The organism is Marinobacterium sp. xm-a-152 (assembly GCF_013282965.1).
In the GTDB taxonomy this organism is placed as follows: Bacteria; Pseudomonadota; Gammaproteobacteria; order Pseudomonadales; family Balneatricaceae; genus Marinobacterium_E.
The window spans coordinates 39,311-63,980 of the sequence record NZ_WBYI01000005.1; the positions used below are offsets into that span (position 1 = coordinate 39,311).

Sequence of the window (24,670 nt, forward strand, 5' to 3'; positions counted from 1 at the left end):
AGGCAAGGAGGCCAGACTGATGTTTCAGATAGAGTCGATCGTTGAGTGGTTATTTGACTCAGCAAAATGTCCATTATGCAGACTCAGCAAACCGCTCAATCAGCCACTCTGTTTAGGTTGCTTTGCAGACCTTGCTAAAAACAGCACCCCCTGCCAGGTCTGCGCTTACCCTCTTAATCAACCAGACGAATCCTGCCCAGACTGCTATGGCGAGTGGTTTCATTTTGATACCGCACAATCACCACTGATCTACCAGTTCCCCATGCGAGAGCTGTTCCAGAAGATCAAACAGGGAAAGAATCCAGAGCCCCTTTTCTGGATGAGCCAACTGCTAGCACAGCAGATCGATCTCTCTCGATTCGGCACCCAACCCACACTGATACCGATACCCAGTCACCCAATCGATTGTGCACTGCGTGGCTTTAATCAAGCGGAGATCATTGCCCAACATTTGAGTCGCTATTTAAAGCTCCCCCTTGATCGACAATCCCTTCAAAAAAAGCGTCGAACAGACCATCAAGCCTCACTCAATCGTGCAGAACGTAAAACCAATTTAGGTTCGACCTTCTACTGCAATCAGCCAGCGCCCAGTCACGTCCTATTGATCGATGATATTCATACCACCGGCACCACCTTTGACCGAGCATCTGAAGCACTCAAAGCAGCGGGTACGGTTTACATTGAAGCGATTAGTATTTGTAGAACGCCAGGACGATAAGACTTTTCACAAACCTTTCTTAACAGTATGGTGATGTCAGTATCAAACTAGGACAGATTGATGAACCGTATCGATGGAAAAGTAGCAATCATTACAGGCAGCACTCAAGGCTTGGGCGCAGCCATCGCACACCAATTTGCCCAAGCAGGCGCAGCAGGAATTGTTATCACCGGCCGCAACCAGATCAGAGGCAAACAGGTCTCTTCAGAGATCGCGGAACAGTATGGCATTAAAACCCATTTTGTTGCGGCTGAACTCGATCAAATAGACCAGGTTCGCAACATTGTGGCCGAGACCGATCAGCAGTTTGGACGGGTTGATCTATTGGTGAATGCGGCAGGATTAACGGATAGAGGCAACCTACTGACGACCTCTCCAGAACTGTTCGATCAAATGTTCGCCATCAACACAAAGGCGCCCTTCTTTCTCATGCAAGAGAGTGTCAAAGTGATGATTCGCGAGAAGATCAAAGGAGCCATCATCAACATTGGATCGATGTCAGAACATGCCGGACAACCTTTTCTATCCCCCTACTGCGCATCAAAAGGTGCCTTGGCGACACTCACCAGAAACTCTGGCTATGCCCTGTTAAGAAACCAAATTCGCGTCAATCAGCTCGATATAGGCTGGATGAACTCTGATCACGAGCGAGAGCTGATCGCTCAAGAGACGGGGGATGATTCATTTATTGATCGGAAAGCAGCCACCCTACCAGCAGGCAGAATTCTTCAGACAGATGAGGTCGCTAAAGCGGTGCTATGGATGGCTTCAGAGGACAGCGGCATGATGACGGGATCCGTCATTCAGTTCGATCAAACCATTTGGGGGGCCTACGATGACGCTGCCGTTCCTGATAGACCGATTGAAGAGATGTAACTGAATGCACTGTATTGAACCGATCGGTTTCATCAAAACCCCATTCAAAGAGAAGTTTGGAGCACCGCGCCAGCCTGGCCTTGCACCCTCCGCGAAAGCCGTATTGGAATTAGTCGCACCCTACAACGATCCTGATGCCGTTAGGGGGTTAGAGAACTGCTCTCACGTTTGGCTGATTTTTCAGTTCAGTGAGAACCTGAATGCCGGCTGGAAGCCTTTAACTCGACCACCCCGTTTAGGTGGTAACGAGAAGCTAGGCGTGTTTGCCACACGCAGCACACATCGCCCCAACGCCATGGGGTTATCGGTTGTGAAACTCGACTCAATCAATACAAACCAAGGGGTTCACCTGAATCTGTCCGGCATCGACCTTGTCGATGGCACCCCGGTCTTTGATATCAAACCCTACATCCCCTACTCCGACTCAGTGCCAGATGCCGTTTACCCCGGCATGGAACAGCCCGAACCCTTGCAACAACCTATTCAATTTTCTGATCAGGCCTTAGAGGTTATCTCTAAAGAACCACAACTATCGACACTCATTGAAGAGGTCTTAAGGCAAGATCCTAGACCAGCCTTTCACTCTGATGAGACACGTATTTACGGAATCAGTTTGGAGCACTTCAACATTCAGTTTTCGATCAGTAGCGACCTAATAGAGGTTTTATCAATTGATCAATCTTAATGTTGCCAGTAAGGTTAGCCTTTATATTAGAACCATCTAATTTCACAGGATTAAACAATGAATGATGTGACATCTCGTCTAGCTCATATGCCGGTTGCTCTGTTCGCAACGGTAATGGGAATGGGTGGCTTAACCCTCGCTTGGAAAAAAGCCTCTGAGGTTTTAGGTGTTACTCACCTAGTGTGGCAAGTGTTATTGGTGATTACGGCCGTTCTATTAGCAACACTGGCAATCAGCTACCTATTAAAGATGCGCCGTCATGCTCATCAGGTGATTGCTGAGTTTAATCACCCCATCAAAATCAGCTTCTTCCCTGCTTTTTCCATCGGCTTAATGCTGATCGCGGTCGCAATGGCGGAGATCATGACACCTCTGGCAACGGCCGTCTGGTGGATGGGCGCTTCAATCCAACTGATCTTGACGCTCTATTTGATGAATCAATGGATACACCACGCTCGCTGGCAGGTACAACACACAACCCCTGCTTGGTTCATCCCGATTGTGGGCAACATCATCGCGCCCATTGGGGGGGTTACGCTGGGCTTTACCGAGGTCAGCTGGTTCTTCTTTGCGATCGGAATACTCTACTGGATTGTGTTAAAGGTATTAGTTTTTAACCGCATCATTTTTCACGAGCCACTCCCAGAGAAGTTACTGCCGACACTGTTCATCATGATCGCGCCCCCCGCGGTAGGATTCATCGCCTATTTGAAACTCAATCAGGGCGTTGTCGATAACTTTGCACACATTCTCTACTACGCGGCGATGTTCTTGGTTCTGCTACTTGTGTCGCAGCTCCCACGTTTTGCAAGAATCCCCTTCTTTGTCTCTTGGTGGGCCTACTCTTTCCCAATTGCCGCCTTCACCATTGGCACACTGATCATGTTTGAGCAGAGCCAGACTCTCTTCTATCAAACATTGAGCCACCTAATGCTGACACTGGTCTCTATTTTGCTATCGATTCTAATTGTGAAGACGGTTAAAGCGGCTATCAAAGGATCTATTTTCCAACCCGATTGATTCCCGTCACTCCGTGCTCTAAAGCCCAGAGCAGTGCGTATCAAAGATTCAACCATAGGATCGCCCCATGTATCGACACACACTGCTCTGGTTCACCAACAACTTACGCCTGGATGACAACCCCGTCTTTAATGAAGCCAGTAACAGCGAACAGCTAACCTGTCTCTTCATCCAACACCCCAGGGATAAGCGCACCAATCGATTTGGTTTCAAAGGAATCGGTAAGCATCGCCAACAGTTTTTAAACCAAGCACTGTCAAGCTTGCACAGCAAACTTAGCCTGCTGAACCAGGCGTTAGAAGTGATTGAAAGCGATTACGTCGAAGCGTTAAGCCAGGTCATTTTACGTGATCAAGTCGAGCATTTAGTCACCTCTCGACACACTGGCAGCTATGAGCAGAGCGCTCTTAAAGAGATCGCATCACGCTTTCCGCACCTAGTGATAACAGTGTTAGAGACGCACACTCTTTACGGTGAGCGACAACTTCCCTTTGCCCTAGCGGAACTGCCGGATAGCTTCACCCCCTTTAGAAAGAAGATAGAGTCGATCGAGGTTGATGCCCGTATTGCTGAACCTGACAGCCTACCTCCTCTCGGCGATAAACAGGGTTCCACATTCAACATTGATTGCTCTAGCGAGAATGCCTTCAACGGTTCTGAGCAGAGCGCGTTAGACCATCTCGAACACTATTTCTCCAGTGATCTACCCGCCACCTACAAGGAGACTAGGAATGGTCTGGATGAGTGGGCGTGCTCGACTAAATTCAGTCCCTGGTTAGCGCTAGGGGTATTGTCACCCAAGCGCATCATTGAGAGGCTGAATCGTTATGAGGAAGATGTGGTTGCAAATGACTCGACCTACTGGATATTTTTTGAACTGCTGTGGCGTGACTATTTCCAGTGGTATGCCCACAAGTGGGGCAACAAGATCTATCACCAGACTGGGCCATTTAATCGTAAGCCCTTAACCTCTTTCTACCCAGAACGAATGAAGTCCTGGATTGAAGGCACCACCCCCTACCCAATCGTCAACGCTGCCATGCGTCAGTTGAAAGCAACGGGTTATCAATCCAATCGCGCCAGACAGCTGGTGGCGAGCTGCTTAGTGCATGAGCTTGGCATTGACTGGCGTTACGGTGCGGCCTACTTTGAAGAGGCGCTGATCGATTTTGATCTGGCCAGTAATTGGGGGAACTGGCAGTACTTAGGTGGAGTTGGTGCAGACCCGCGCGGCCATCGACAATTCAATCTGGCGAAGCAGACACAAACCTATGACCCTGAGGGGCTATTTATACAGCGTTGGGGCGGTGAAGAGATGATGCTGCCAATCGATCGTGTCGACTACCACGACTGGCCCATCGAGATGAAATAATGCACCACAAACTCAATCTACCAAGCAAAATCTGTGAGCAGTGCCAAAAGCCCTTCAACTGGCGCAAAAAGTGGGAGCGCGATTGGGAGCAGGTGAAGTACTGCTCGGAGCGCTGTCGACGCGAGGCTAAGCAACAGCGATGAGCACCCTTAGACTGGTACTCGGCGACCAACTCAACGCCAAACACAGCTGGTTTCGTGACAAATCAGACGAAGTTACCTACCTCATTGCTGAACTGCACCAAGAGCAGAACTACGTTAAACACCATCTGCAAAAGATCACCGCTTTTTTTATGGCGATGCAGCGCTTTGCCGAGGCTCTTAAAAGCGCTGGTCATCAGGTCATTCATTTAACGCTTGATGAGACCGCCGATTTTGAATCCCTAGACTCATTGATCAACCATTTGATCAAACGCCACGGTTTTACACAGATTGAGTATCAGCGACCTGATGAGATACGTCTTCTTGAACAGTGTCGCAACCTATCACTACCAGAAGGGACCGGTCTGCGTGAGTTCGACACCGAGCACTTCCTACTGCCATTTGAAGCGATCAGCAAAGAGTTTAAACCTAATACTGGACACCGTATGGAGGCCTTCTACCGGCGCATGCGGGTTAAACATGGCTACCTTATGCAGGGCAAAGAGCCCGAAGGCGGTCGTTGGAATTACGATACCGAGAACCAAAAAGCGTTTAAAAAAGCGGATCTTGCGGACATTCCAGAACCACTGGTGTTTGCTCACAACACAGAAGATATTCGAAACCGTTTAGATCGACACGGCATCAACTACTTTGGTGAGATGGGCACACAACTTGTCTGGCCAATCACACGAAGTGAAGCGCTGGAGTTGCTGGAGTTTTTCTGCACTCACTGCCTACCTCTATTTGGAAAATTCCAGGATGCGATGACGGCGAACTCGGAGCACAAATGGAGTCTCTACCATTCACGAATCTCCTTCGCTCTGAACTGTAAAATGATCTCACCGGCACAGGTGATTGAGCGAGCCATTCAAGCATACCGCGAGCAACCCGAACGTATCGATCTTGCTCAGATAGAGGGCTTTGTCAGGCAGATTCTAGGTTGGCGCGAGTTTGTTCGTGGCATCTACTGGATCAATCTACCTGAATACCCCAGCATGAATGCCCTGAATGCAGATAGGCATCTCCCCGACTTTTTCTGGGATGGTAAGACCAAAATGAACTGCATGCACCAGTGCATTGATCAGTCACTGGAGTACGCCTACGCGCACCACATTCAGCGACTGATGGTTATAGGGAACTTCTGTTTAATGGCTGGCATTGATCCTAAACAGGTTGATGCCTGGTATCTAGGCATCTACATCGACGCCATTGAGTGGGTAGAGATGCCCAACACCCACGGTATGAGTCAGTTTGCCGACGGCGGCTTGCTAGCTTCCAAACCCTATTCAGGATCAGGCCAGTACATCAATCGAATGAGCGACTACTGCAAAGGGTGTCACTACGATGTGAAACAACGCTCGGGGGATAACAGCTGCCCATTCAATAGCCTCTATTGGCACTTCCAACATCGCCACGCCAGCCGTTTCAGCAACAACCCACGCACCGCGATGGTCTATCGTAACTGGGATAAAAAGCCTGAAGAGGAGAAAACAGAGATTCTGCAAACAGCCGAGCACTATTTGCAGAACCTAAATGAGCTCTAGGGTAAACTAAACGACCTCGCAACCTTTAGAAAGATGAGCAAGATGCATAAGTTCAATGGAGTCATTCTAGCCGGCGGTCACTCATCAAGAATGGGGGCTGATAAGGCTCTACTGACACTGGATGGAGAAACGCTGTTAGCGCGTGCCCAACAGCTATTATCTGAATGTGGGGCAGGTAAAGTAAGGGTTTGCCGAAATGATGACAATCCAGCTCATATACAAGATCAGTTTAAAGACTCCGGTCCTCTAGGTGGCATACATGCAGCACTGGCTGAAGACTCATCACGGCCAACCTTAGTGATACCCGTTGATCTGCCACTAATGCAATGCAGCGAGTTAAGTCGACTCATTGATGCGGGGTTTACCCATCAGTGCACTAGCCACTTCGATGATCTCTACATTCCCATCTTTATTTGGAATCCTGAATCTCTTATCGATGGACTGACGCAGCGACTTGTTGAGGGTGAAAGACTCTCTCTCAAGCGTTTCTTTTCTGAAAGAGAAGAGCGCTCTATCCCCTGCATAGACGAGCAACAGCTACTCAATGCCAATACGCCAGAGGAGTGGCAGGAGATATTAGAGCGCTTTCAATCGCTCTAAAGAGGCTTTCGCTGCGTGTGACAGTTCAGATCCATCCGCCTCTAGATAAGCAAAAATTTGCTCTTTCATACCGCGTGACCAAAAGCGTTTTAAGTGCACAGAGACCTTCTCAGCCACCTGATCTTGAGACTCTCCAGAAGTGATATTGGCGGCGATTTGATTAACCATCTCGATCATCGATGCCAATTGATGCTGTGACATTCTAAATTTCCTTATTCAACTTTGTGTACTGCACCTGTCGTCCGGGGCGAGCAAAACCGATCAAACGAATCCCAACCGCCTCGGCCTGACGACAAGCAAGATCAGTGGGAGCTGATAGAGTAACCAGCTGGGCAATGCCAATGACGGCCGCTTTCTGAACGATTTCGTAACTCCCTCGACTGGAAATAAGTACAAATCCGTTCTCCACTTCAGCGCCTGTTTGCATGAGATAACCCACCAGTTTATCCATCGCATTGTGACGCCCAACGTCTTCAAACACTCTTAAGATCTCACCCGACAGAGAACACCATGCAGCAGCATGCACTCCCCCGGTTGCTGTTTGCAGCGCTTGATGTGACTGCAAATGCTGAACCGTTAAGTCGATCGATTCAGGGCTAACATTGACTGTCTGGGATACAGCTGCAATAGGTCGAATCGCCTGCTGTATCGACTCTACACCGCATAAGCCACAGCCAGTGCGTCCTGCAAGGTTACGCCGCGTCTCTCCCAAACGACGAGCGGCACGTTGAGTCACCTCAATTTCAATTGAAACACCTGCCGAATCAGGCAGATACTCAACATCGATACCCAATATTTCGTCAGCCGACTCCACAACCCCTTCGGTTAATGAAAAGCCATAAGCAAAGGCCTCAAAATCTGCTGGTGTTGTCATCATCACCGCATAAGAAAGCCCGTTATAGACGAGCGCTGTAGGTACCTCTTCGGCTACCTCATCAGACAGGCTAACATCAGGTTGATTAGCCTGCCATCGGGATACCTGTCGCGTTCGACTCTGCTTCATCACGGGTTAGGCTTTCTCACCCGTCGCTGACGCCAAGAAGTCTCTCTGACGTTTATCAAACTGCTTAAACTGAGACTGCCAATCGGACTCACCGGTGACTTTATTAACCTGCACGGCTGTCACTTTGTACTCAGGGCAGTTAGTCGCCCAATCTGAATTTTCCGTTGTGACCACATTCGCCCCGCTACCTGGGTGGTGGAAAGTCGTGTAGACCACACCTGGCTGCATACGATCTGAGACCAGCGCCTTGAGCACAGTGGTGCCCATTCGAGAGGCAATACTGACCGAATCACCTGTTTGAATACCGCGATCCTCGGCATCGATCGGATGGAGCTCGAGTTGATCTTCAGGGTGCCACTGCTGGTTCTCTGTTCGACGGGTCTGAGCACCGACATTGTACTGACTCAAGATTCGACCAGTGGTCAGAAGCAGAGGGTAACGTCGATTCGATCGCTCTTCAGTCGGCACATACTCAGTGATCGCGAACTGAGCCTTTCCGATTGGAAAACTATCCATGTGCATAATCGGCGTACCTTCAGGCTGCTGATCATTACATGGCCATTGAATGCTACCCTGCTCTTCTAAACGCTGATAATTCACACCTGCAAATGAGGGTGTTAATTGAGCGATTTCATCCATAATTTCTGAAGGATGCTGGTAGTTCATTGGGTAGCCTAAAGCATTCGAAAAGGCCTGAGTAACCTCCCAGTCGGCCATCCCAGCAAGCGGCTTCATCACCTTGCGAACACGGTTGATACGTCGTTCAGCATTGGTGAATGTGCCATCTTTCTCTAGGAATGAAGAACCCGGCAAGAAGACGTGGGCAAATTTGGCGGTCTCATTCAAGAAGATATCCTGAACCACCAAGCACTCAAGCGACTTCAATGCAGCTTCAACATGAGCCGTATTCGGATCAGATTGGGCAATATCTTCACCCTGCACATACATCCCTTTAAAGTCACCATCGAGCGCAGCATTAAACATATTAGGAATACGCAGACCGGGTTCGTTATCAAGCGACACATTCCAGACAGCTTCGAACTTCGCTCTGACCTTGTCATCTGACACATGCTGGTAACCGGGTAGCTCGTGTGGGAATGAACCCATATCACAGGAACCCTGCACATTGTTTTGACCACGTAGCGGGTTAACACCAACCCCTAAGCGGCCGATATTACCGGTCGCCAGTGCCAAATTGGCAATACCCATGACCATTGTGGAACCTTGCGAGTGTTCGGTAACACCTAAGCCATAGTAGATTGAACCATTAGGAGCTTTGGCAAAGGTACGTGCAGCGTCGCGAAGTGTCTCTGCTGCAACACCAGTAATCTCTGCTACGGCCTCGGGTGCGTGTTTCGGATCTGAAATATGCTCACGCCACTGCTGATAGCTTCCATCATCGACACGCGAAGCAATAAAGTCACGATCCTCTAAACCTTCAGTAATCACCACATGAGCAAGTGCATTAATGACGGCAACATTGGTTCCGGGAAGTAGTTGAAGATGTTGTGACGCTTTAATGTGGGCACTTGAGACGAGACTGGTAGAGCGAGGGTCTGCCACAATCAGAGATGCACCCTCTCGGACACGACGCTTCAACATCGAGCCAAACACAGGGTGTGCATCCGTCGGGTTGGCACCGATCACCAAAATAGCATCAGAGTGCAAAACAGACTCAAATGTCTGTGTCCCAGCCGATTCACCCAAGGTCACTTTCAATCCAAAACCGGTCGGCGAGTGGCAGACACGCGCACAGGTATCAGTGTTGTTGTTACCAAAACCAGCGCGGATCAGTTTCTGTACTAGATAGGTCTCTTCATTAGTACAGCGTGATGAAGTGATGCCACCGATACTTTCACGACCGTATCTCTGTTGAATAGATCGCATCTTGTTAGCCGCATAAGTGAACGCCTCATCCCAAGAGACCTCTTGCCAGGGCTGATCAATTGAGTCACGAATCATCGGTTTGGTCACACGATCACTGTGTGTTGCATAGCCAAAGGCAAAGCGACCTTTAACACAGGAGTGTCCCATGTTCGCTTCGCCACCCTTGTAAGGCACCATGCGAATGAGCTGATTACCTTTCATCTCGGCTTTAAAAGAGCACCCCACACCACAATAAGCACAGGTAGTCACAACTGCATGTTCAGGCTGACCTTGATCAATGACCGATTTTTCCATCAATGTAGAGGTCGGGCAGGCTTGGACACAGGCGCCGCAAGAGACACAGTCTGATTCCATAAAACTGTCATCAGCGCCAGCGGTGATCTTTGATTCAAAGCCACGATGCCCCATGGTTAACGCAAAGGTGCCCTGAACTTCTCCACAGGCCCGCACACAGCGAGAACATGCAATACACTTGGTCGGATCAAAGGTGAAGTATGGATTTGATTCATCTTTCTCACCCTCAAGGTGGTTCTCACCATCAAATCCATAACGAACTTCACGCAGACCAACGGCACCGGCCATATCTTGAAGCTCACAGTTACCATTAGCCGGACAGGTCAGACAGTCCAGCGGGTGATCAGAAATGTAGAGCTCCATAATGTTACGACGCAACTTCGCCAGAGCGTCATTTTGCGTTGTAACACGCATGCCCTCCTCTGCTGGTGTCGTGCAGGAGGCAGGTTTACCTCGACGGCCTTCAATCTCTACGGCACAGAGTCTACAAGAGCCGAACGACTCGAGATTATCAGAGGCACAGAGCTTGGGTATTTGTATACCGATCTCCGCTGCCGCACGCATAACAGAGGTACCCTCAGGAACTGATACCTGAAAGTCATCTATCCAAAGAGAGACCATTTTGTCTGATTGACGCTTAGGCGTCCCGTAATCTTTGTCGGCTTCAAAAAATTGGACGGTCATTAGTGGACCACCTTGGCAAAATCTTCAGGGAAGTGACGTACAGCACTCATAACGGGGAAGGGTGTCATTCCTCCCATGGCACATAGCGAGCCATCCACCATGGTTTCGCAAAGATCTTCAAGCAACGCCATATTCTCTTCACGAGATTGGTTTTGCTGAATTCGATCAATCACCTCAACCCCTCGGGTAGAACCGATTCTGCAGGGTGTGCATTTACCGCAAGACTCAGAGACACAGAACTCCATTGAGAATCGTGCTTGCTGCAACATATCGACTTGATCATCAAACACGACAACACCACCATGGCCTAACACGGCTTGCTTGGCAGCAAAGGATTCATAATCGAGTGGCGTATCCCATTGTGATTCGGGAAGGTAGGCTCCTAAAGGACCACCGACTTGAACAGCACGCATAGGGCGGCCGGTAAAGGTACCGCCGCCAAAATCGTCCAACAGTGTTTTTAACGAAGGACCAAAACCGAGTTCAACGAGGCCGCCTCGTTTAATGTTTCCAGCCAACTGAAAAGCCAGGGTCCCTCTTGAACGACCAAAGCCAACATCGGCATAGGCTTTAGCCCCTTCGCGAAGAATAAATGGAACTGAAGCCAACGTAAGCACGTTATTGACGATCGTTGGCTGACCAAAGAGTCCTTTAATCGCAGGCAGTGGCGGTTTAGCACGAACCATACCACGCTTGCCCTCAAGGCTTTCTAGAAGCGCTGTCTCTTCACCACAGATGTAGGCTTTAGCACCGAGACGCACCTCAAGATTGAAGCATCGTCCCGATCCACAGATATTAGTGCCAAGGAAGCCTTCGCTCTCTGCAGTGTTAATCGCAGCATTAAGGATACGGTGCGCTTCAGGGTACTCAGATCGAAGATAGATGTAACCCTGTTCAGCACCCACAGCCAGAGCCGCGATGGTCATCCCTTCGATCAACTGATAGGGATCCGCTTCCATAGCTAAACGGTCAGCAAATGTGCCAGAGTCACCCTCATCCGCATTACAGACAATGTACTTCGTTTGGCCAGGGTCGGCATCCACATCATGGACCGTTTGCCACTTTATACCCGTTGGAAAGGCAGCACCGCCTCGACCACGCAATCCTGACTCTTTAACCTCATCAACAATCTGCTGCCCCGATAGATTTAACGCTTGGCGCAAACCGACAAATCCACCGGTGGATTTGTAAAATGTGATTGAGAGTGGATCATCCAACCCAGCTCTGGCAAATGAAAAACGCTGCTGCTGTTTTAAATAGGGAATCTCTTCAGTCAGCCCAACAGACAATGGGTGAGATTTGTCTGCATTCAAGATCGCATTTACCAGTGATTGATCAACCTGTTGAGTTGTTACTGGGCCAAATCCAACACGCCCTTCTGGCGTTTCGATCTCAACTAAGGGCTCAAGCCAAAACATGCCCCTAGAACCATTCCTAACAATCTCAATTTCCTGCCCTGATGCACTGGCAAGCGCTAGTATAAGATCAGCCACGGCATCAGAACCTAAGGCTTTTGCTGTCATATCTTGCGGGATAAATAGTTTAGCCATTGGTTAGCTCCAAGTTGTGCGTGCGAAGCCCATCCATCAGGTCGTCAAACTGTTCAAGCGTGACACGAGCATAGGTTTGATCGCCAATGCGTATCGAGGGAGAACAGGCACAGTTGCCCAAACAGTAAACGGGCTCGAGTGTAATCTCGCCATCAGCGGTCGTTTGGTGGTAATTAATACCCAAGGCTTGTTTAGCGTGAGCCTCTAAAGCGCGGCCACCCATAGCCTGACAAGACTCTGCTCGACAGATCTCGACCTGATATTTCCCAGGCGGTGTCATTCTGAACTGGTGATAGAAGGTAATCACGCCATAAACATCAGCTTTAGATTGATTGAGCGCAGCCGCTATGAGATCGATCGACTCAGGCGGAATGTAACCCACGGCGTTTTGAATCTCATGCAGAATAGGCAACAGCGCGCCTGGCTTATCTTTCAACTGCTCAATTGGAGAGACAACGCCATCAACCCACTGTTCTGTTGTAAAACCCGTAGGTAGAGAGGACGCCTCTGAATATGCATTTTTATTCATATTTAATCGCACTATATTGGCTGATTTTTTGTTTAAAGAACCTTATCATTGGTTAAAGCCTATACAAATATGCATTTTTATTCATATGAACAAGATCAAAGTCGAGCCTAACTGGACATTTACCGACAGCAGCGGACAGCAACTAAGTCCTCAGCTTTTTGCACTCTTACATGCACTGAAAAAATCAGAGAAACTGACAGACGCTGCTAAACAGATTGGCATCTCATACCGACACGGCTGGAACCTGATCAAACAGTGGACCGATTTTTTTGGAACACCTCTGGTAGAGATGCAGAAAGGTCGTGGAGCGAAGTTAACAATACTGGGGGAAAAACTGCTTTGGGCCGAAGAGCGAGTCCAAGCGAGACTTGGACCTCAGATGGAGAACCTCGCAACCGAATTGAATTTAGAGATCCATAAAGCGCTAGAGATACACAACCCGATCCTAAGCCTTTACGCCAGCCACGGCTACGCGGTTGCACTACTCCCAGAACACATTGAAGAGCTAGAACTTAATCTGCAATACATGCCTGCCGAACAAGCGATCCGTGCTGTGATCGCTGGGGAGTGTGATATTGCAGGCTTTCATCTTCCAAGGGGAGTGGGCGGCAGCCAATTGATTGAACAGCACAAACGACAACTGTTAAGTGATGACCTTACTGTCATTCGCTATATTACCCGCCAACAGGGGTTGATCGTTCAATCAGGGAACCCTAAACAGATTAAGTCGCTTAACGATTTAATACGTTCTGATGTTCGATTTATCAATCGGCAGGAGGGCTCCGGCACCAGCGCACTGTTTAATGAGTTGATTCATCGCGCAGAACTGGACCCGGAAAAGATTAATGGCTACACCACTCGAGAGTTCACACACTCAGCCGTTGCCGCCTATGTGGCATCAGGCATGGCAGATGTGGGCTTAGGTGTAGAACCTCCGGCACGAAACTTCGGGTTGGATTTTATCCCGCTTGCGCTGGAGCACTACCTTTTAGTCTGTAAAACAAACAGACTTGAACACCCTCCGGTTAAAGCACTTATCGGGCAACTCACCAGCCCAGGACTCACCTCAGCCATCGAAGCCCTGCCAGGTTACCAGTTGGATGGAATAGGCTCCCAAATGAGCACTGATAAGCTCTTTGCAGCGATAACCTAATTTGAAAAGCTATGAGAGCACTACAGTTTTCAGACCGTTAACAAAGACGCGCTGTTCGGTGTGAGCACGAACGGCTTTGGATAACGCCAGGTTCTCCATGTTACGACCCATATCTCGCAAGTCATCAGGGCCAAAACTGTGATCAACACGACCCACCTCTTGTTCGATGATCGGACCTTCATCAAGATCAGAAGTAACATAGTGAGCGGTCGCACCAATCTGTTTCACACCGCGATCATAGGCTTGGAAATAGGGTCTAGCGCCCTTGAAGCCTGGCAAGAATGAGTGGTGTATATTGATGCACTGCCCTGCCAACGCCGAACAGAGCTCTGGCGACAGAATCTGCATGTATCGAGCCAGTATCACCAACTCAGAACCTGTCTCTTTGAACGCTTGCAGAATGCGCTTTTCACGAGCAGCTTTGGTCTCAAGTTTTGTCTCCAGGGTAGGCAACAACTCGAAATCTAAGCCGTAGAAATTGGCGACAGGCTCAAGGTCTGGGTGGTTAGACAGAATGCCTGTCACTTCGATATTGAGCTCACCACGTTTCTGCTGGTAGAGCAGCTCCATCAGACAGTGATCGTGTTGCGAAACCAGTATCAGAGTTTTCATGGGCGCTTTAGCGCTGCGCCACTGAGCGTTCATCTCTAACGCATCCGCAACTTCACGATTAAACTCGTCGGCTATCAGGTCTAAATCCAATGGCGTGTGAGTAGTAAACTCTAAACGGCTGAAAAAACGACCCGACACCTCGTCATCAAACTGCTTCATTTCGACAATGAAAAAATCACGATTCGCTAAAAAAGTAGTGATTGCGGCCACCAATCCAGTACGGCCGGGACACTCAACCTTGAGTGTGTAATGATGTGACGTAGACACGCTGTTTCCTAATAGTGCAGTTCGAACTCAATTAGCTCGAATATCTAATATGCGTTTAGAATAAACGCTTCATTTTTATATGCAATCCACCTGAGGATACAAATTGTGATTCGCGACGATGACCTAGCTTTTTTCAAACCCAAAGCGCGCCGCTACGGTACTGTCATATTTACAGGACTTTGGGCTGCAGCCGAGTGGTTCTTTTGGGGTGCTGCCCCATTCTGGTCAATACTCGCTACGGGTCTGTTTGGATACACCTACTGGCGATTGATTCACACCTATCCTAAAGAGTTGTAGCCACTCAGTTACTTCACTCCTGACCAGAACTCAGATGAAATCTGGCGTGCCAATATGAGTGCCGTCATTAGCTCATTTTTGGGAACCGAAACACCCAACCGCTTCGCTTGTTCAACAACAAATCCATTCAACGAATCGACCTCTGTTAAGCGGCCCGCCCGCACGTCCTGCAACATAGAGGGCTGATGAAAGCGGTGTTCGGCACAAGCGAAGTTGATTAGGTTATGCAGCGCCTCTGTATCCACAGTCACATTCATTGCGTTCGCGACGCTGACAGCCTCATCGGCCAACGCGTGAGCTTCCCGCTTCAACGCCTTAGTGTCATTAACAATACCCGGGCCGGCATCAGTTAAAGCACAAACTCCGTTCATAGCGACATTGAAACAGGCCTTCTGCCAGATCTTGTTCAAAGGCTGATCGACATTGGCAGCGGTAATACCCGCCTCTGTTAATATTTTCTCCAACTCAATCGCTGCAGAAAGCGCATGCTGATCATTGGGATTGAGTGGGCCAAACCAAGTATCGCTAAACCCGTGCGAGCGAACAAAGCCAGGCTCAACCTGAGTTGCGGGAATCATCGTAACGCCATGAATCACAGACTGTTTAACATGTTCAGCGATTCGCAGACCATTACCCAAACCGTTTTGAAGCGTTACTATGATCGATGAAGGTGATAGTTTTGGTTCAATGGCCTTGATAGCCTCTACACTTTGGTAGGTTTTAGTGAACAGCAGTACAAAACGAGCATCGCACGCGTGCTCTAACTGCACCGCACTTGGGTGAACAACAAAGGTATCATCACTGGTTTCAACTTTGAGCCCCTGAGCGTTTACCACTTCAGCATTACTGCTTGAGCGATTGACCAGTTGTACACTGTAACCCGCCTCAGCAATGCACCCACCGACATATGCACCCAGTGCGCCAGCTCCTAAAATCATCACATCATTCATAGACACTACTCAGCTTTTAGTCCCTTCATAAATTCGAGGGTAGCACCGATTCGAGGTACCTTCTCGGTACTCTGGTGATATACAAGATAAAACTCTCTTTGTACCTCAATCTCAGGGATCAAACGTACCAGTTGATCACTCTCTCTTAGTAGAAACCTGTGCAGCATACCGATACCTAAACCAGCTTTAACTGCTTCAACCTGACCAATAGGAGAGTAGATTGCTGTTTGTGATTGCCACTGAGGCCATACAGAGCGAGGTGTATTGAGTTTGTCCGAAAAAAGAAGGTCTTCCACATAACCGATCAAACGATGCTCCGATAAATCCTCAATAGAGTCCGGCATACCGTATTGATCAATATATTGTTGAGATGCATAGAGACCAAGGCTATAGCTACCTATGCAGATAGAGTCCAGCTTGGGTTCGGTTGGTTTACCCACCATCACCGCAATATCGGCTTCACGCCTTGATAACGAAAAGCCGCGTGACTGAGGAACAATTTCTATATTTAGATCTGGGTTATCCTGAAGAAAAGATGACAACTGCGGTGTCAGCACGCGCAGCGCAAACCCCTCTGGCGCTGCGACACGCACAGTGCCACTGACGGAGCTGCTATCACTACCAAAGATTTCGCCGGCTGCTTCTATTTCGGCCTCTGCACGCTCGAGGTAATGCATCAAACGCACGCCTTCGTCGGTCAGTTTCAGTCCTTTACTCAGGCGGATAAAGAGCGGAGTTCCAGTCCTCTGTTGCAAATAAGAGAGGTGACGAGACAGTGTAATCGTCGAGATATTTAGGCTCTCAGCCGCCTTTCCCATCTGCCCTGCCCTAGCAACGGCAAGAAAGTAACGAGCATCTTCCCAGTTAAATGTTGAACTGCGCATAACCCACCCAATTGATCTATCAATTTTGATATATCATACATTAATTATTTTATATTGTTACAACAAATATGATGATGTCTAATAACTCCATACCAATAAAGGAGAAGTTCTATGTCTATCGTAGGTAACTACATCGGCGGCCAGCACGTCGCTTCAAACTCAGGTCGTACAGCACCTGTCTACAACCCTGCGACTGGCGCACAAACTAAAGAGGTTGCGCTTTCAACTGCAGATGAGACTCGTGCAGCGATTGCCAATGCACAAGAAGCTTTTAAAACTTGGAGCAAAGTGACTCCACTTCAGCGCGCTCGCGTCATGTTTAAGTTTAAAGAGCTAGTAGAAGCTAACGCTGATGAACTTGCTGAGCTAATTACTTCTGAGCACGGTAAAGTCTTCTCTGACGCGAAAGGCGAACTAACTCGTGGTCTTGAAGTTGTTGAGTTTGCTTGTGGTATCCCTCACCTTCAGAAAGGCGAGCACAGCCTAAACGTTGGCCGTGGCGTAGACAGCTACAGTCAGATGATGCCTATGGGTGTGTGTGCGGGTATCAGCCCATTCAACTTCCCAGCAATGGTTCCAATGTGGATGTTCCCAGTAGCAATTGCCTGCGGTAACACCTTCGTAATGAAGCCATCTGAGAAAGATCCATCAACGACTATGCGTCTAGCAGAGCTGCTTAAAGAGGCGGGCCTACCAGATGGTGTATTCAACATCGTAAACGGTGACAAAGAGGCAGTAGACGTTCTTCTTACAGATGAAGCAGTTCAGGCAGTAAGCTTCGTAGGCTCTACGCCAATCGCTGAGTACATCTACTCAACAGCGAGTGCACACGGCAAACGTGTTCAGGCTCTTGGCGGTGCTAAGAACCACATGATCGTAATGCCAGATGCTGAGCCATCACAGGTTGTTAGCTCTCTAATGGGTGCTGCATACGGTTCTGCAGGCGAGCGTTGTATGGCGATCTCTGTTGCTGTCTGTGTAGGCGATGCGGTTGCTGACCACCTGATCAAAGATATGACTGCAGAGATCGAGAAGATGTCTGTAGGCAACGGTATGTCTTCACCAGAGCCACACATGGGCCCTCTAGTTAGCCGTGTTCACGCTGACAAAGTATTGGGTTACATCGATTCAGGTGTAGAAGAAGGAGCAACGCTTGTCGTTGACGGCCGTAACTTCAAAGTGGTTGATCACGACAATGGTTACTTCGTTGGCCCAACGCTGTTCGATAACGTTAAGCCTGGCATGCTCATCTATAACGAAGAGATCTTTGGTCCTGTGCTTTCGGTTGTTCGTGTTAACAGCTATGAAGAGGCACTGAACCTAATCAACGAACACGAATACGGTAACGGCACGGCTATCTTCACACGTGACGGTGACACGGCTCGTAACTTCTGTGAAAACGTACAAGTAGGCATGGTCGGTGTCAACGTGCCAATCCCAGTACCTATGGCATTCCACAGCTTCGGTGGTTGGAAACGTTCACTATTCGGTCCACTGCACATGCACGGTCCAGACGGCGTTCGCTTTTACACTCGCATGAAGACAATCACAGCTCGCTGGCCAACCGGTCTAAGTGCTGGTCCAGAGTTCACAATGCCAACAATGAAGTAATCTTCATTGAGCAACAAAAAGACGACCCTTGGGTCGTCTTTTTTGTTTATGCTATCCACTCAACCTTACGAGATCACACATTGAACCCTCAATACCTTAAATCTGACCTACTCATGCTGCTGGCCTCCCTGTTAGCTGCCATTAGCTGGATATTCTCTAAAGAGGTTCTGCTAGGTCTTGAACCCATTCTATTCATGGGCTGTCGATTTATGTTGGCGGGGCTCCTGATTGCCCTGTTCGCACGCAGTGAGTTGTTACTCTTCACCTTACGTGACCTTTCGCGGGTGACCTTGGTTGGTGTGATATTTGCCGCAGGCCTAGGGTTTTGGATATTAGGCCTGTTCCACGGAACTCATATCGGAATCGGCGCGTTTCTGACCAGTTTAGGTGCCATTTTTGCACCTCTTTTGGCGCCACTATTTGGTGACCAACCCACACGTTTTGCCTGGTTCGCGGTGCCGGTTGCTGTGATCGGTGCTGCTTTTCTCACCTTAACATCTAACTTTGTCTTTGGTTTGGGTGAGTGGTACTACTTAGCGTCAGCAATCTCTTTTGCAATCTACCTAAACATCAATAGTCGCGCCGCCGGTAAAACACCATTAAGAGCACTGACGTCGATTCAACTGCTGACAGCGGGCGCTGTTCTGTTGCCGATCTCATTATTAACCGAAAGCTGGACCATTAACGCCGAGATCTCGATTCTAGGCTGGTTTCTTGCCAGTGTGTTAATTGGGACCAGTCTGCGCTTTTTTGTTCAGACCTACTCACTGAAACTTGGCCCCGCAAGCCGAGGTGCTCTGATCCTGACATTGGAGCCTGTTTGGGTGGCTATCTTAGGTATGATTTGGCTGAAGGAGACGATGTCCGCGTCACAACTACTTGGTTGCACGTTGATTCTGCTCGCGGTTTTCATATCCAGAGCAGACCTATTGTTAAAGGTTTTCTGTAAATCGAAACGACTAAGATCCAATGGGCATTCCGCATCTTAAAATCGATGCACTAAAGGTTTAATACATTTATCTACTTTTTCGCATTAGAGTGATCGATCACCTTTAGGAATTGAGCATTGTGAGCAGCACAGATTCAAACAGACATTTAATCATTGAGCGCAACAAAGTTATCTTTGCTGGCATCTGTTCAATGATCCTGACGGTTGGCATAGCTCGATTCGCTTACACACCTCTGCTACCGCAAATGCTAGAGCAGACAGATCTCTCAAAGTTAGTGGGAGGCTGGTTAGCAACCTACAACTACATCGGCTATCTAGTCGGGGCCATCTTAGCGGCGAATATCAAAGAGCTGTCTGCTAAATTTCACCTCTACCGTTTTTATCTAATTCTTGCGACGGTCACTACTTATGGCACTGGCCTTACTGAGGATCACCTGCTCTGGTCAATACTCAGATTTCTCTCTGGCATCTCCAGTACCGCGGGGCTGCTACTCGCCTCTGGACTGGTCATCAACTGGTTGCGCGCCAATCATTTCAAGCCGCAACTAGGGGTCCATTTCATCGGCATGGGTATCGGCATTGTCTTTACTGGGCTGATCACCGCCCTATTTTCGGCCGATCTAAGCTGGGATCAACAGTGGCAGGATCTTGCATTGATGGGCGCCCTCTTTCTTATCCCTGCCTGGCTCTGGATGCCCTACCCACCGAAGTTTGAAGCCAACACCGCCAGTGCTGTTGAAGAGCCCGATTCGCGGTTCATGAATCTACTGATCGCCACCTATTTTTGTGCCGGTGTCGGTTACGTCATTAGTGCTACGTTCATTATCGACATACTACAGAACACCCCTCAGTTAGCCGGCAAAGGTGGTTGGGTGTGGGTCATCGTGGGACTTTGTGCGGCGCCGTCGGCACTGATCTGGGACAAGGTAGCTAACCGCATCGGACAGATACAAGCCCTGCAATTGGCCTACATCATTCAAATCGTTTCGTTTATCTTGCCGCTTGTGACCGACCACAGCTTGGCCAGTTTCATTGCCGCCGCTTGTTGGGGAGGCACCTTTGCCGGAATCGTCAGCTTAACCTTGGCTATTGTCGGACGTGCATTCCCCTACAACCCAGCGAAAGCGATGGCAAAACTGACCATCAGCTTTGGGGTTGCTCAGATCGTTGCACCGATTTTTGCCGGTTACGTTGCAGACCTATCTGGCTCCTACCTTGGAGCACTTCTTGGAGCATTGGTTGTGATGATTGCAGGCATGCTGTTCCTGCATAAGATTGGCTATAACCTGAAGTGAATGACCAAATAAAAACGCCAGGCTGCAACTAAGCAGCCTGGCGTTTTTAGCAGATGCGTAAAATTACTCTTTTACATCTTCGTAAGGAAGACCTACATACTGCTCGGCAATAACACGACGACCATTTTCGTAGTTCATGAAGTAGCTGAGCTCAGAATCCATAAAGCGCTGACGCATTTCTGGATCAGTACCTGCATCGCTAACTTCGTCACCAAAGTCGTGAAGCATGTTAGTCATCATCCAGCTGAAACGTTCACCGTGCCAAACGCGGCGCAGTGCGATTTCAGAGTACTGATCAATGTATTTACGATCACCCGTTTCATAAACTTTAGTCAGAATCTTGTATAGCGTTGCCACATCAGAAGCAGCCAGGTTAAGACCTTTAGCGCCTGTTGGCGGTACGATGTGTGCCGCATCACCGACTAGGAAAAGATTGCCGTACTGCATTGGCTCACAAACAAATGAACGGAGCGGTGCAATAGACTTCTCAAGTGCTGGTCCAGTAGTAACATTGTCAGCCGCCTCTTTAGGTAGGCGCTTTTTAAGCTCTTCCCAGAACGCTTCATCAGACCAATCTTCAACCTTGTCAGTCAAAGGTACCTGAATGTAGTAACGTGAACGAGTTGGTGAGCGCTGTGATGCTAGGGCAAAGCCACGCTCTGATTTCGCATAAATAAGCTCATCGTGACATGGAGGCACATCAGCCAGTAGACCTAACCAACCGAATGGGTAGACACGCTCGTGCTCAGTACGTACATCTTCAGGAATCGTTTGACGTGAAACGCCGTGGAAGCCATCACAACCCGCGATGAAGTCACACTCAAGACGGTACTCTTCTCCACCGTGAGTGAATGTCACATAAGGATTATCACTCTTCACATCATGTGGCTGAACATCCGATGCTTCATAGTAAGTATCCAAGCCTTCAGTTGCTTCACGAGCAGCCATTAGGTCTTCAGTAATATCGACCTGACCGTAACAGACAACGACGTCACCGCCTGTCAAACCTTTAAGGTCGATACGATGATTTTCACCATTTACTGCAATGACGACACCTTCATGAACGTGACCACACTTGTCCATGTTTTCAGCAACACCGGCTTCACGGACTAGATCTGCAAAGCCCTGCTCAAGGATACCTGCGCGGATACGACCCAATACGTAATCACCTGTTACACGTTCAAGTATGACGTTAGAGATCCCTTTCTTGTGTAACAGTTGTCCTAACAACAGACCCGAAGGGCCGCCACCAATGATCGCTACTTGTGTCTTCAATGTTTTCATTATTCTGCTCTCGAGATGATTCAAAATCGTTCAAACATAATGGACCGACGGCTCTGCTCCCAACAGGGCCATTAACGATCATTAATAGTACTTTTCCGATCTTAATTAGAGTCGTAGTTATGAGAACTACGGTAGACAGCAGGGGTTTGATCAGTCAGTTTCTTGAAGAAACGCGAGAAGTAGGCAGGGTCTTTAAAGCCCAGATCAAAGGCCAACTCTTCGACACTACCGCGGGTGAACACCAGACGACGCTTGGCTTCCAGCAGCAATCGCTCTTGCACCATCGCCTTGGCGGTTTTACCCACCTCCTGTTTACAGAGGCGGTTAAGATGATCGGCCGATATTCCAATAAACGACGCATACTGCTCTACCGACAGGTGGTCATAAAGGTGTTGTTCGATCAGCTTCCGGTATCTTATTACCGGTTTGGCGGCTTGAAGTGATGGCGCGGTGTCGGCATCAGTCACTAGCAAACGACGCAGCTGCATCAACGTCGCTCGGGCTAACCACTCTGAAACCAGAGAATGCCCCATATCGACAGAGGCCAGTTCCCGCTCGATCATTCCTATATAGCCTTGAATCTCCTGGACAATACGCTCCTGGCCCACCAAAGAGATCACCGATGCACCAGCAAACAGGGAACCAAAATAGGGTTCACAACGCTCATAGGACTCGTTGGTCAACAGCGGTTCTGCCAATGTCAGCACGACACCCTCAGTTTCGGGCGAGAATCGAAAGCCGTGTACAACGCCGGCTGGCAATGAAATCGCAAAGGGGCCTGTGAGAGACTGTTTTTGATCATCGATGGTCACTTCAGCCATGCCATCAAAGACAAAAATGATTTGGAACATCCGTCCATGTCGGTGTGGTTGGATCGACCAACCATTATCACGACTGCGGCTCGCGATGTTCTCAACATGCACAAACACCGGATCATCGATATTAGATTCACCGTAGAGCCCAAACTGGGGAATAGGGTTCATGCTCGTTGAGGCGGTCATGCTTTTACTGAGCCTCAGCTCGATTCGATAAACGAGTCAGCATATCGACCAGTAGTTCGCGCTCTGAATCTTGTAACGGCTCATAGAAGGCCTCTTCGTTAGCCTGCACCTTCTTCTCTGCCGCTTGGTACCACTCGTTGCCATGCTCAGTCATTCTGAGCGCATAGGATCGTCTGTCATTCTCGGCAGCACAACGCTCTAGCAGATTCATTTTTTCTAGCTTATCGATCGCTGCGACCATAGCCGAACGGTCAGTACCAAGGGTATTCGCCACTGCGGTCTGCGTCAGGCCAGGGTTGCGGTAAACAATTTCCAACACTGAAAACAGACCTGGACTGATGCCTAACTCAGCACAACCTTTGGAAAACCCATTAAAGGCAGCAAGCTGAGCACGACGCAGGTGGTAACCCAGGGAGCTCCCCAATAGGCCAAGATCCACATCTAATTCATTTTTACGTTTTGAACGACTCGCCATTCTTTACCCTTAACACTAATACAGCTGCTATAAGCACTTAAAAAGATAGGGATATTGTAAACACACTTTGTACTTAAATTAAAATTGTTTAGTTACTAAACAGTTTTAGACCAAAGCATATTGCTGAACCCTTTAATTGTTTATATGATAAACAAATATCAGACAGACACTGTGCTTCATAGCACCCAAACAAAATGAGGCTTCTTATGAGCAACTACACTTACATCCAGTTCACTGTTGAAGACGGCATCGGCCACCTACACCTTAACCGTCCTGAGAAGAAAAACGCGATCAACGACGAACTGTGTCTTGAGATCGAACAGGTATTTATCACCATGCCTGAAGATGTACGTGTCGTGATTTTCTCGGGTGCTGGCCCAGAGTTCTGTTCAGGTCTTGATCTTGCGGAACACAAAGCACGCCAAGGCCTAGATGTTGTTAAGCACTCAAACATGTGGCACCGCACCTTTGGACATATTCAAAACTCAGGCCTTCCAGTAATTGCCGCTATGCAGGGTGCTGTTATCGGTGGTGGCCTTGAGCTAGCAACCTGTGCACACGTTCGTGTTTCTGAAAAAGGCACTTACTACCGCCTACCAGAAGGCCGCCACGGTATCTTCGTGGGTGGTGGTGCATCACGTAACGTTGCACGCGTTATCGGTGCCGGCCGCATGACTGAGATGATGCTAACGGGTCGTGATGTCGACGCTGAGGAGGGCTACCGCCTAGGCCTATCACACTACGTTGTTGAAAATGGCCAGTCACTAGAGAAAGCAAAAGAGCTAGCAGCACACATTGCCACCAACTCACCCTACTCAAACTGGGCTATGACAACAGGCCTTCGTCACATCGACAGCATGTCTCATGACGACGGCATGTACACTGAGTCTCTACTTTGCGGTATTACACAGACTCACCCAGACGTTGTTGCTCGTCTAGAGAAGTTCCTAAACCGTAAAAAACAGCCACAGCAGTAAGCGGCCGGAGTTC

General features: G+C 48.8%; 25 protein-coding genes. 14 read left to right on the forward strand and 11 right to left on the reverse strand.

Annotated features, from left to right (window positions below; genetic code table 11):
• Window positions 1-19: 19 nt before the first annotated feature.
• The 8 genes from XMA152_RS05835 to XMA152_RS05870 all read left to right on the forward strand — a co-directional run bounded on the left by XMA152_RS05835 (window position 20) and on the right by XMA152_RS05870 (window position 6,955).
• Window positions 20-718 (forward strand): ComF family protein, encoded by a 699-nt coding sequence (locus XMA152_RS05835; RefSeq protein ID WP_173483017.1) that lies wholly within the window; start codon window positions 20-22, stop codon window positions 716-718.
• Window positions 719-778: 60 nt separating this feature from the next.
• On the forward strand, window positions 779-1,594 hold the full coding sequence (locus tag XMA152_RS05840) for an SDR family oxidoreductase (protein WP_173481206.1): 816 nt from the start codon (window positions 779-781) through the stop codon (window positions 1,592-1,594).
• A gap of 4 nt (window positions 1,595-1,598) precedes the next feature.
• Window positions 1,599-2,279 carry a tRNA (N6-threonylcarbamoyladenosine(37)-N6)-methyltransferase TrmO gene (gene tsaA / locus XMA152_RS05845; RefSeq protein WP_173483018.1) on the forward strand — a complete coding sequence of 227 codons (681 nt, stop codon included), beginning with the start codon at window positions 1,599-1,601 and terminating at the stop codon, window positions 2,277-2,279.
• 57 nt (window positions 2,280-2,336) lie between these two features.
• Complete coding sequence (locus tag XMA152_RS05850; RefSeq protein WP_173483019.1) at window positions 2,337-3,299, forward strand: SLAC1 anion channel family protein; 963 nt, start codon at window positions 2,337-2,339, stop codon at window positions 3,297-3,299.
• Window positions 3,300-3,366: 67 nt separating this feature from the next.
• On the forward strand, window positions 3,367-4,671 hold the full coding sequence (locus tag XMA152_RS05855; RefSeq protein ID WP_173483020.1) for a DASH family cryptochrome: 1,305 nt from the start codon (window positions 3,367-3,369) through the stop codon (window positions 4,669-4,671).
• Window positions 4,671-4,814 carry a DUF2256 domain-containing protein gene (locus XMA152_RS05860; RefSeq protein WP_173481210.1) on the forward strand — a complete coding sequence of 48 codons (144 nt, stop codon included), beginning with the start codon at window positions 4,671-4,673 and terminating at the stop codon, window positions 4,812-4,814. Before XMA152_RS05855 ends, XMA152_RS05860 begins: the two co-directional genes overlap by 1 nt.
• Window positions 4,811-6,355: a cryptochrome/photolyase family protein gene (locus tag XMA152_RS05865; RefSeq protein ID WP_173483021.1), complete on the forward strand. Its 1,545-nt coding sequence runs from the start codon at window positions 4,811-4,813 to the stop codon at window positions 6,353-6,355. Before XMA152_RS05860 ends, XMA152_RS05865 begins: the two co-directional genes overlap by 4 nt.
• A 42-nt stretch (window positions 6,356-6,397) precedes the next feature.
• Complete coding sequence (locus tag XMA152_RS05870) at window positions 6,398-6,955, forward strand: molybdenum cofactor guanylyltransferase (protein ID WP_173483022.1); 558 nt, start codon at window positions 6,398-6,400, stop codon at window positions 6,953-6,955.
• On the opposite strand, the gene XMA152_RS05875 is transcribed toward XMA152_RS05870, so the two are convergent.
• The 5 genes from XMA152_RS05875 to XMA152_RS05895 are packed head-to-tail and all read right to left on the reverse strand — an operon-like array spanning window position 6,932 to window position 12,902.
• Window positions 6,932-7,156 (reverse strand): formate dehydrogenase subunit delta, encoded by a 225-nt coding sequence (locus XMA152_RS05875; RefSeq protein ID WP_173483023.1) that lies wholly within the window; start codon window positions 7,154-7,156, stop codon window positions 6,932-6,934. The genes XMA152_RS05870 and XMA152_RS05875 overlap by 24 nt on opposite strands.
• A gap of 1 nt (window position 7,157) precedes the next feature.
• Window positions 7,158-7,958: a formate dehydrogenase accessory sulfurtransferase FdhD gene (gene fdhD / locus XMA152_RS05880; protein ID WP_173483120.1), complete on the reverse strand. Its 801-nt coding sequence runs from the start codon at window positions 7,956-7,958 to the stop codon at window positions 7,158-7,160.
• A 6-nt stretch (window positions 7,959-7,964) separates the two neighbouring features.
• Window positions 7,965-10,823 (reverse strand): formate dehydrogenase subunit alpha, encoded by a 2,859-nt coding sequence (gene fdhF, locus XMA152_RS05885; RefSeq protein ID WP_173483024.1) that lies wholly within the window; start codon window positions 10,821-10,823, stop codon window positions 7,965-7,967.
• Complete coding sequence (locus XMA152_RS05890; protein WP_173483025.1) at window positions 10,823-12,373, reverse strand: NADH-quinone oxidoreductase subunit NuoF; 1,551 nt, start codon at window positions 12,371-12,373, stop codon at window positions 10,823-10,825. The genes fdhF and XMA152_RS05890 overlap by 1 nt, the downstream gene beginning before the upstream one ends.
• Window positions 12,366-12,902 (reverse strand): formate dehydrogenase subunit gamma, encoded by a 537-nt coding sequence (locus XMA152_RS05895; RefSeq protein ID WP_173483026.1) that lies wholly within the window; start codon window positions 12,900-12,902, stop codon window positions 12,366-12,368. Before XMA152_RS05895 ends, XMA152_RS05890 begins: the two co-directional genes overlap by 8 nt.
• Window positions 12,903-12,987: 85 nt before the next feature.
• On the opposite strand from XMA152_RS05895, the gene XMA152_RS05900 reads away from it, so the two are divergent.
• On the forward strand, window positions 12,988-14,055 hold the full coding sequence (locus XMA152_RS05900) for a substrate-binding domain-containing protein (protein WP_173483027.1): 1,068 nt from the start codon (window positions 12,988-12,990) through the stop codon (window positions 14,053-14,055).
• A gap of 9 nt (window positions 14,056-14,064) precedes the next feature.
• On the opposite strand, the gene purU is transcribed toward XMA152_RS05900, so the two are convergent.
• Window positions 14,065-14,934, reverse strand: coding sequence for a formyltetrahydrofolate deformylase (purU, locus tag XMA152_RS05905; RefSeq protein ID WP_173481212.1), 870 nt, complete (start codon window positions 14,932-14,934; stop codon window positions 14,065-14,067).
• A 105-nt stretch (window positions 14,935-15,039) separates the two neighbouring features.
• Here purU and XMA152_RS05910 point away from each other — a divergent pair, with 105 nt between their 5' ends.
• Window positions 15,040-15,231 carry a hypothetical protein gene (locus XMA152_RS05910; protein ID WP_173481213.1) on the forward strand — a complete coding sequence of 64 codons (192 nt, stop codon included), beginning with the start codon at window positions 15,040-15,042 and terminating at the stop codon, window positions 15,229-15,231.
• 8 nt (window positions 15,232-15,239) lie between these two features.
• Here the strand turns inward: XMA152_RS05910 and XMA152_RS05915 are convergent, their stop codons facing one another.
• Both XMA152_RS05915 and XMA152_RS05920 read right to left on the reverse strand, forming a co-directional pair.
• A complete protein-coding gene (locus tag XMA152_RS05915) occupies window positions 15,240-16,181 on the reverse strand; it encodes a ketopantoate reductase family protein (RefSeq protein ID WP_173483028.1) in 942 nt (313 codons plus the stop codon).
• A gap of 5 nt (window positions 16,182-16,186) precedes the next feature.
• Window positions 16,187-17,065 (reverse strand): LysR family transcriptional regulator, encoded by an 879-nt coding sequence (locus XMA152_RS05920; protein ID WP_173483029.1) that lies wholly within the window; start codon window positions 17,063-17,065, stop codon window positions 16,187-16,189.
• Window positions 17,066-17,176: 111 nt separating this feature from the next.
• Between XMA152_RS05920 and XMA152_RS05925 the strand changes: the two genes are divergently transcribed.
• The 3 genes from XMA152_RS05925 to XMA152_RS05935 all read left to right on the forward strand — a co-directional run bounded on the left by XMA152_RS05925 (window position 17,177) and on the right by XMA152_RS05935 (window position 20,920).
• Window positions 17,177-18,676 (forward strand): CoA-acylating methylmalonate-semialdehyde dehydrogenase, encoded by a 1,500-nt coding sequence (locus XMA152_RS05925; protein ID WP_173483030.1) that lies wholly within the window; start codon window positions 17,177-17,179, stop codon window positions 18,674-18,676.
• An 80-nt stretch (window positions 18,677-18,756) separates the two neighbouring features.
• A complete protein-coding gene (locus XMA152_RS05930; RefSeq protein WP_173481217.1) occupies window positions 18,757-19,665 on the forward strand; it encodes a DMT family transporter in 909 nt (302 codons plus the stop codon).
• Window positions 19,666-19,744: 79 nt separating this feature from the next.
• Window positions 19,745-20,920: a YbfB/YjiJ family MFS transporter gene (locus XMA152_RS05935; protein WP_371813285.1), complete on the forward strand. Its 1,176-nt coding sequence runs from the start codon at window positions 19,745-19,747 to the stop codon at window positions 20,918-20,920.
• Window positions 20,921-20,983: 63 nt separating this feature from the next.
• On the opposite strand, the gene pobA is transcribed toward XMA152_RS05935, so the two are convergent.
• The 3 genes from pobA to XMA152_RS05950 form a co-directional block, all read right to left on the reverse strand.
• Entirely contained in the window at window positions 20,984-22,195 is a 1,212-nt protein-coding gene (gene pobA, locus XMA152_RS05940; RefSeq protein ID WP_217362084.1) for a 4-hydroxybenzoate 3-monooxygenase, read from the reverse strand.
• Window positions 22,196-22,305: 110 nt separating this feature from the next.
• Window positions 22,306-23,205: a helix-turn-helix domain-containing protein gene (locus XMA152_RS05945; RefSeq protein WP_173483031.1), complete on the reverse strand. Its 900-nt coding sequence runs from the start codon at window positions 23,203-23,205 to the stop codon at window positions 22,306-22,308.
• A gap of 4 nt (window positions 23,206-23,209) precedes the next feature.
• The gene (locus XMA152_RS05950) at window positions 23,210-23,680 is read right to left on the reverse strand and encodes a MarR family winged helix-turn-helix transcriptional regulator (RefSeq protein WP_173481220.1); all 471 of its coding nucleotides are present in this window, start codon (window positions 23,678-23,680) and stop codon (window positions 23,210-23,212) included.
• A gap of 206 nt (window positions 23,681-23,886) precedes the next feature.
• Between XMA152_RS05950 and XMA152_RS05955 the strand changes: the two genes are divergently transcribed.
• Entirely contained in the window at window positions 23,887-24,657 is a 771-nt protein-coding gene (locus XMA152_RS05955) for a crotonase/enoyl-CoA hydratase family protein (RefSeq protein WP_173481221.1), read from the forward strand.
• Window positions 24,658-24,670 lie beyond the last annotated feature (13 nt).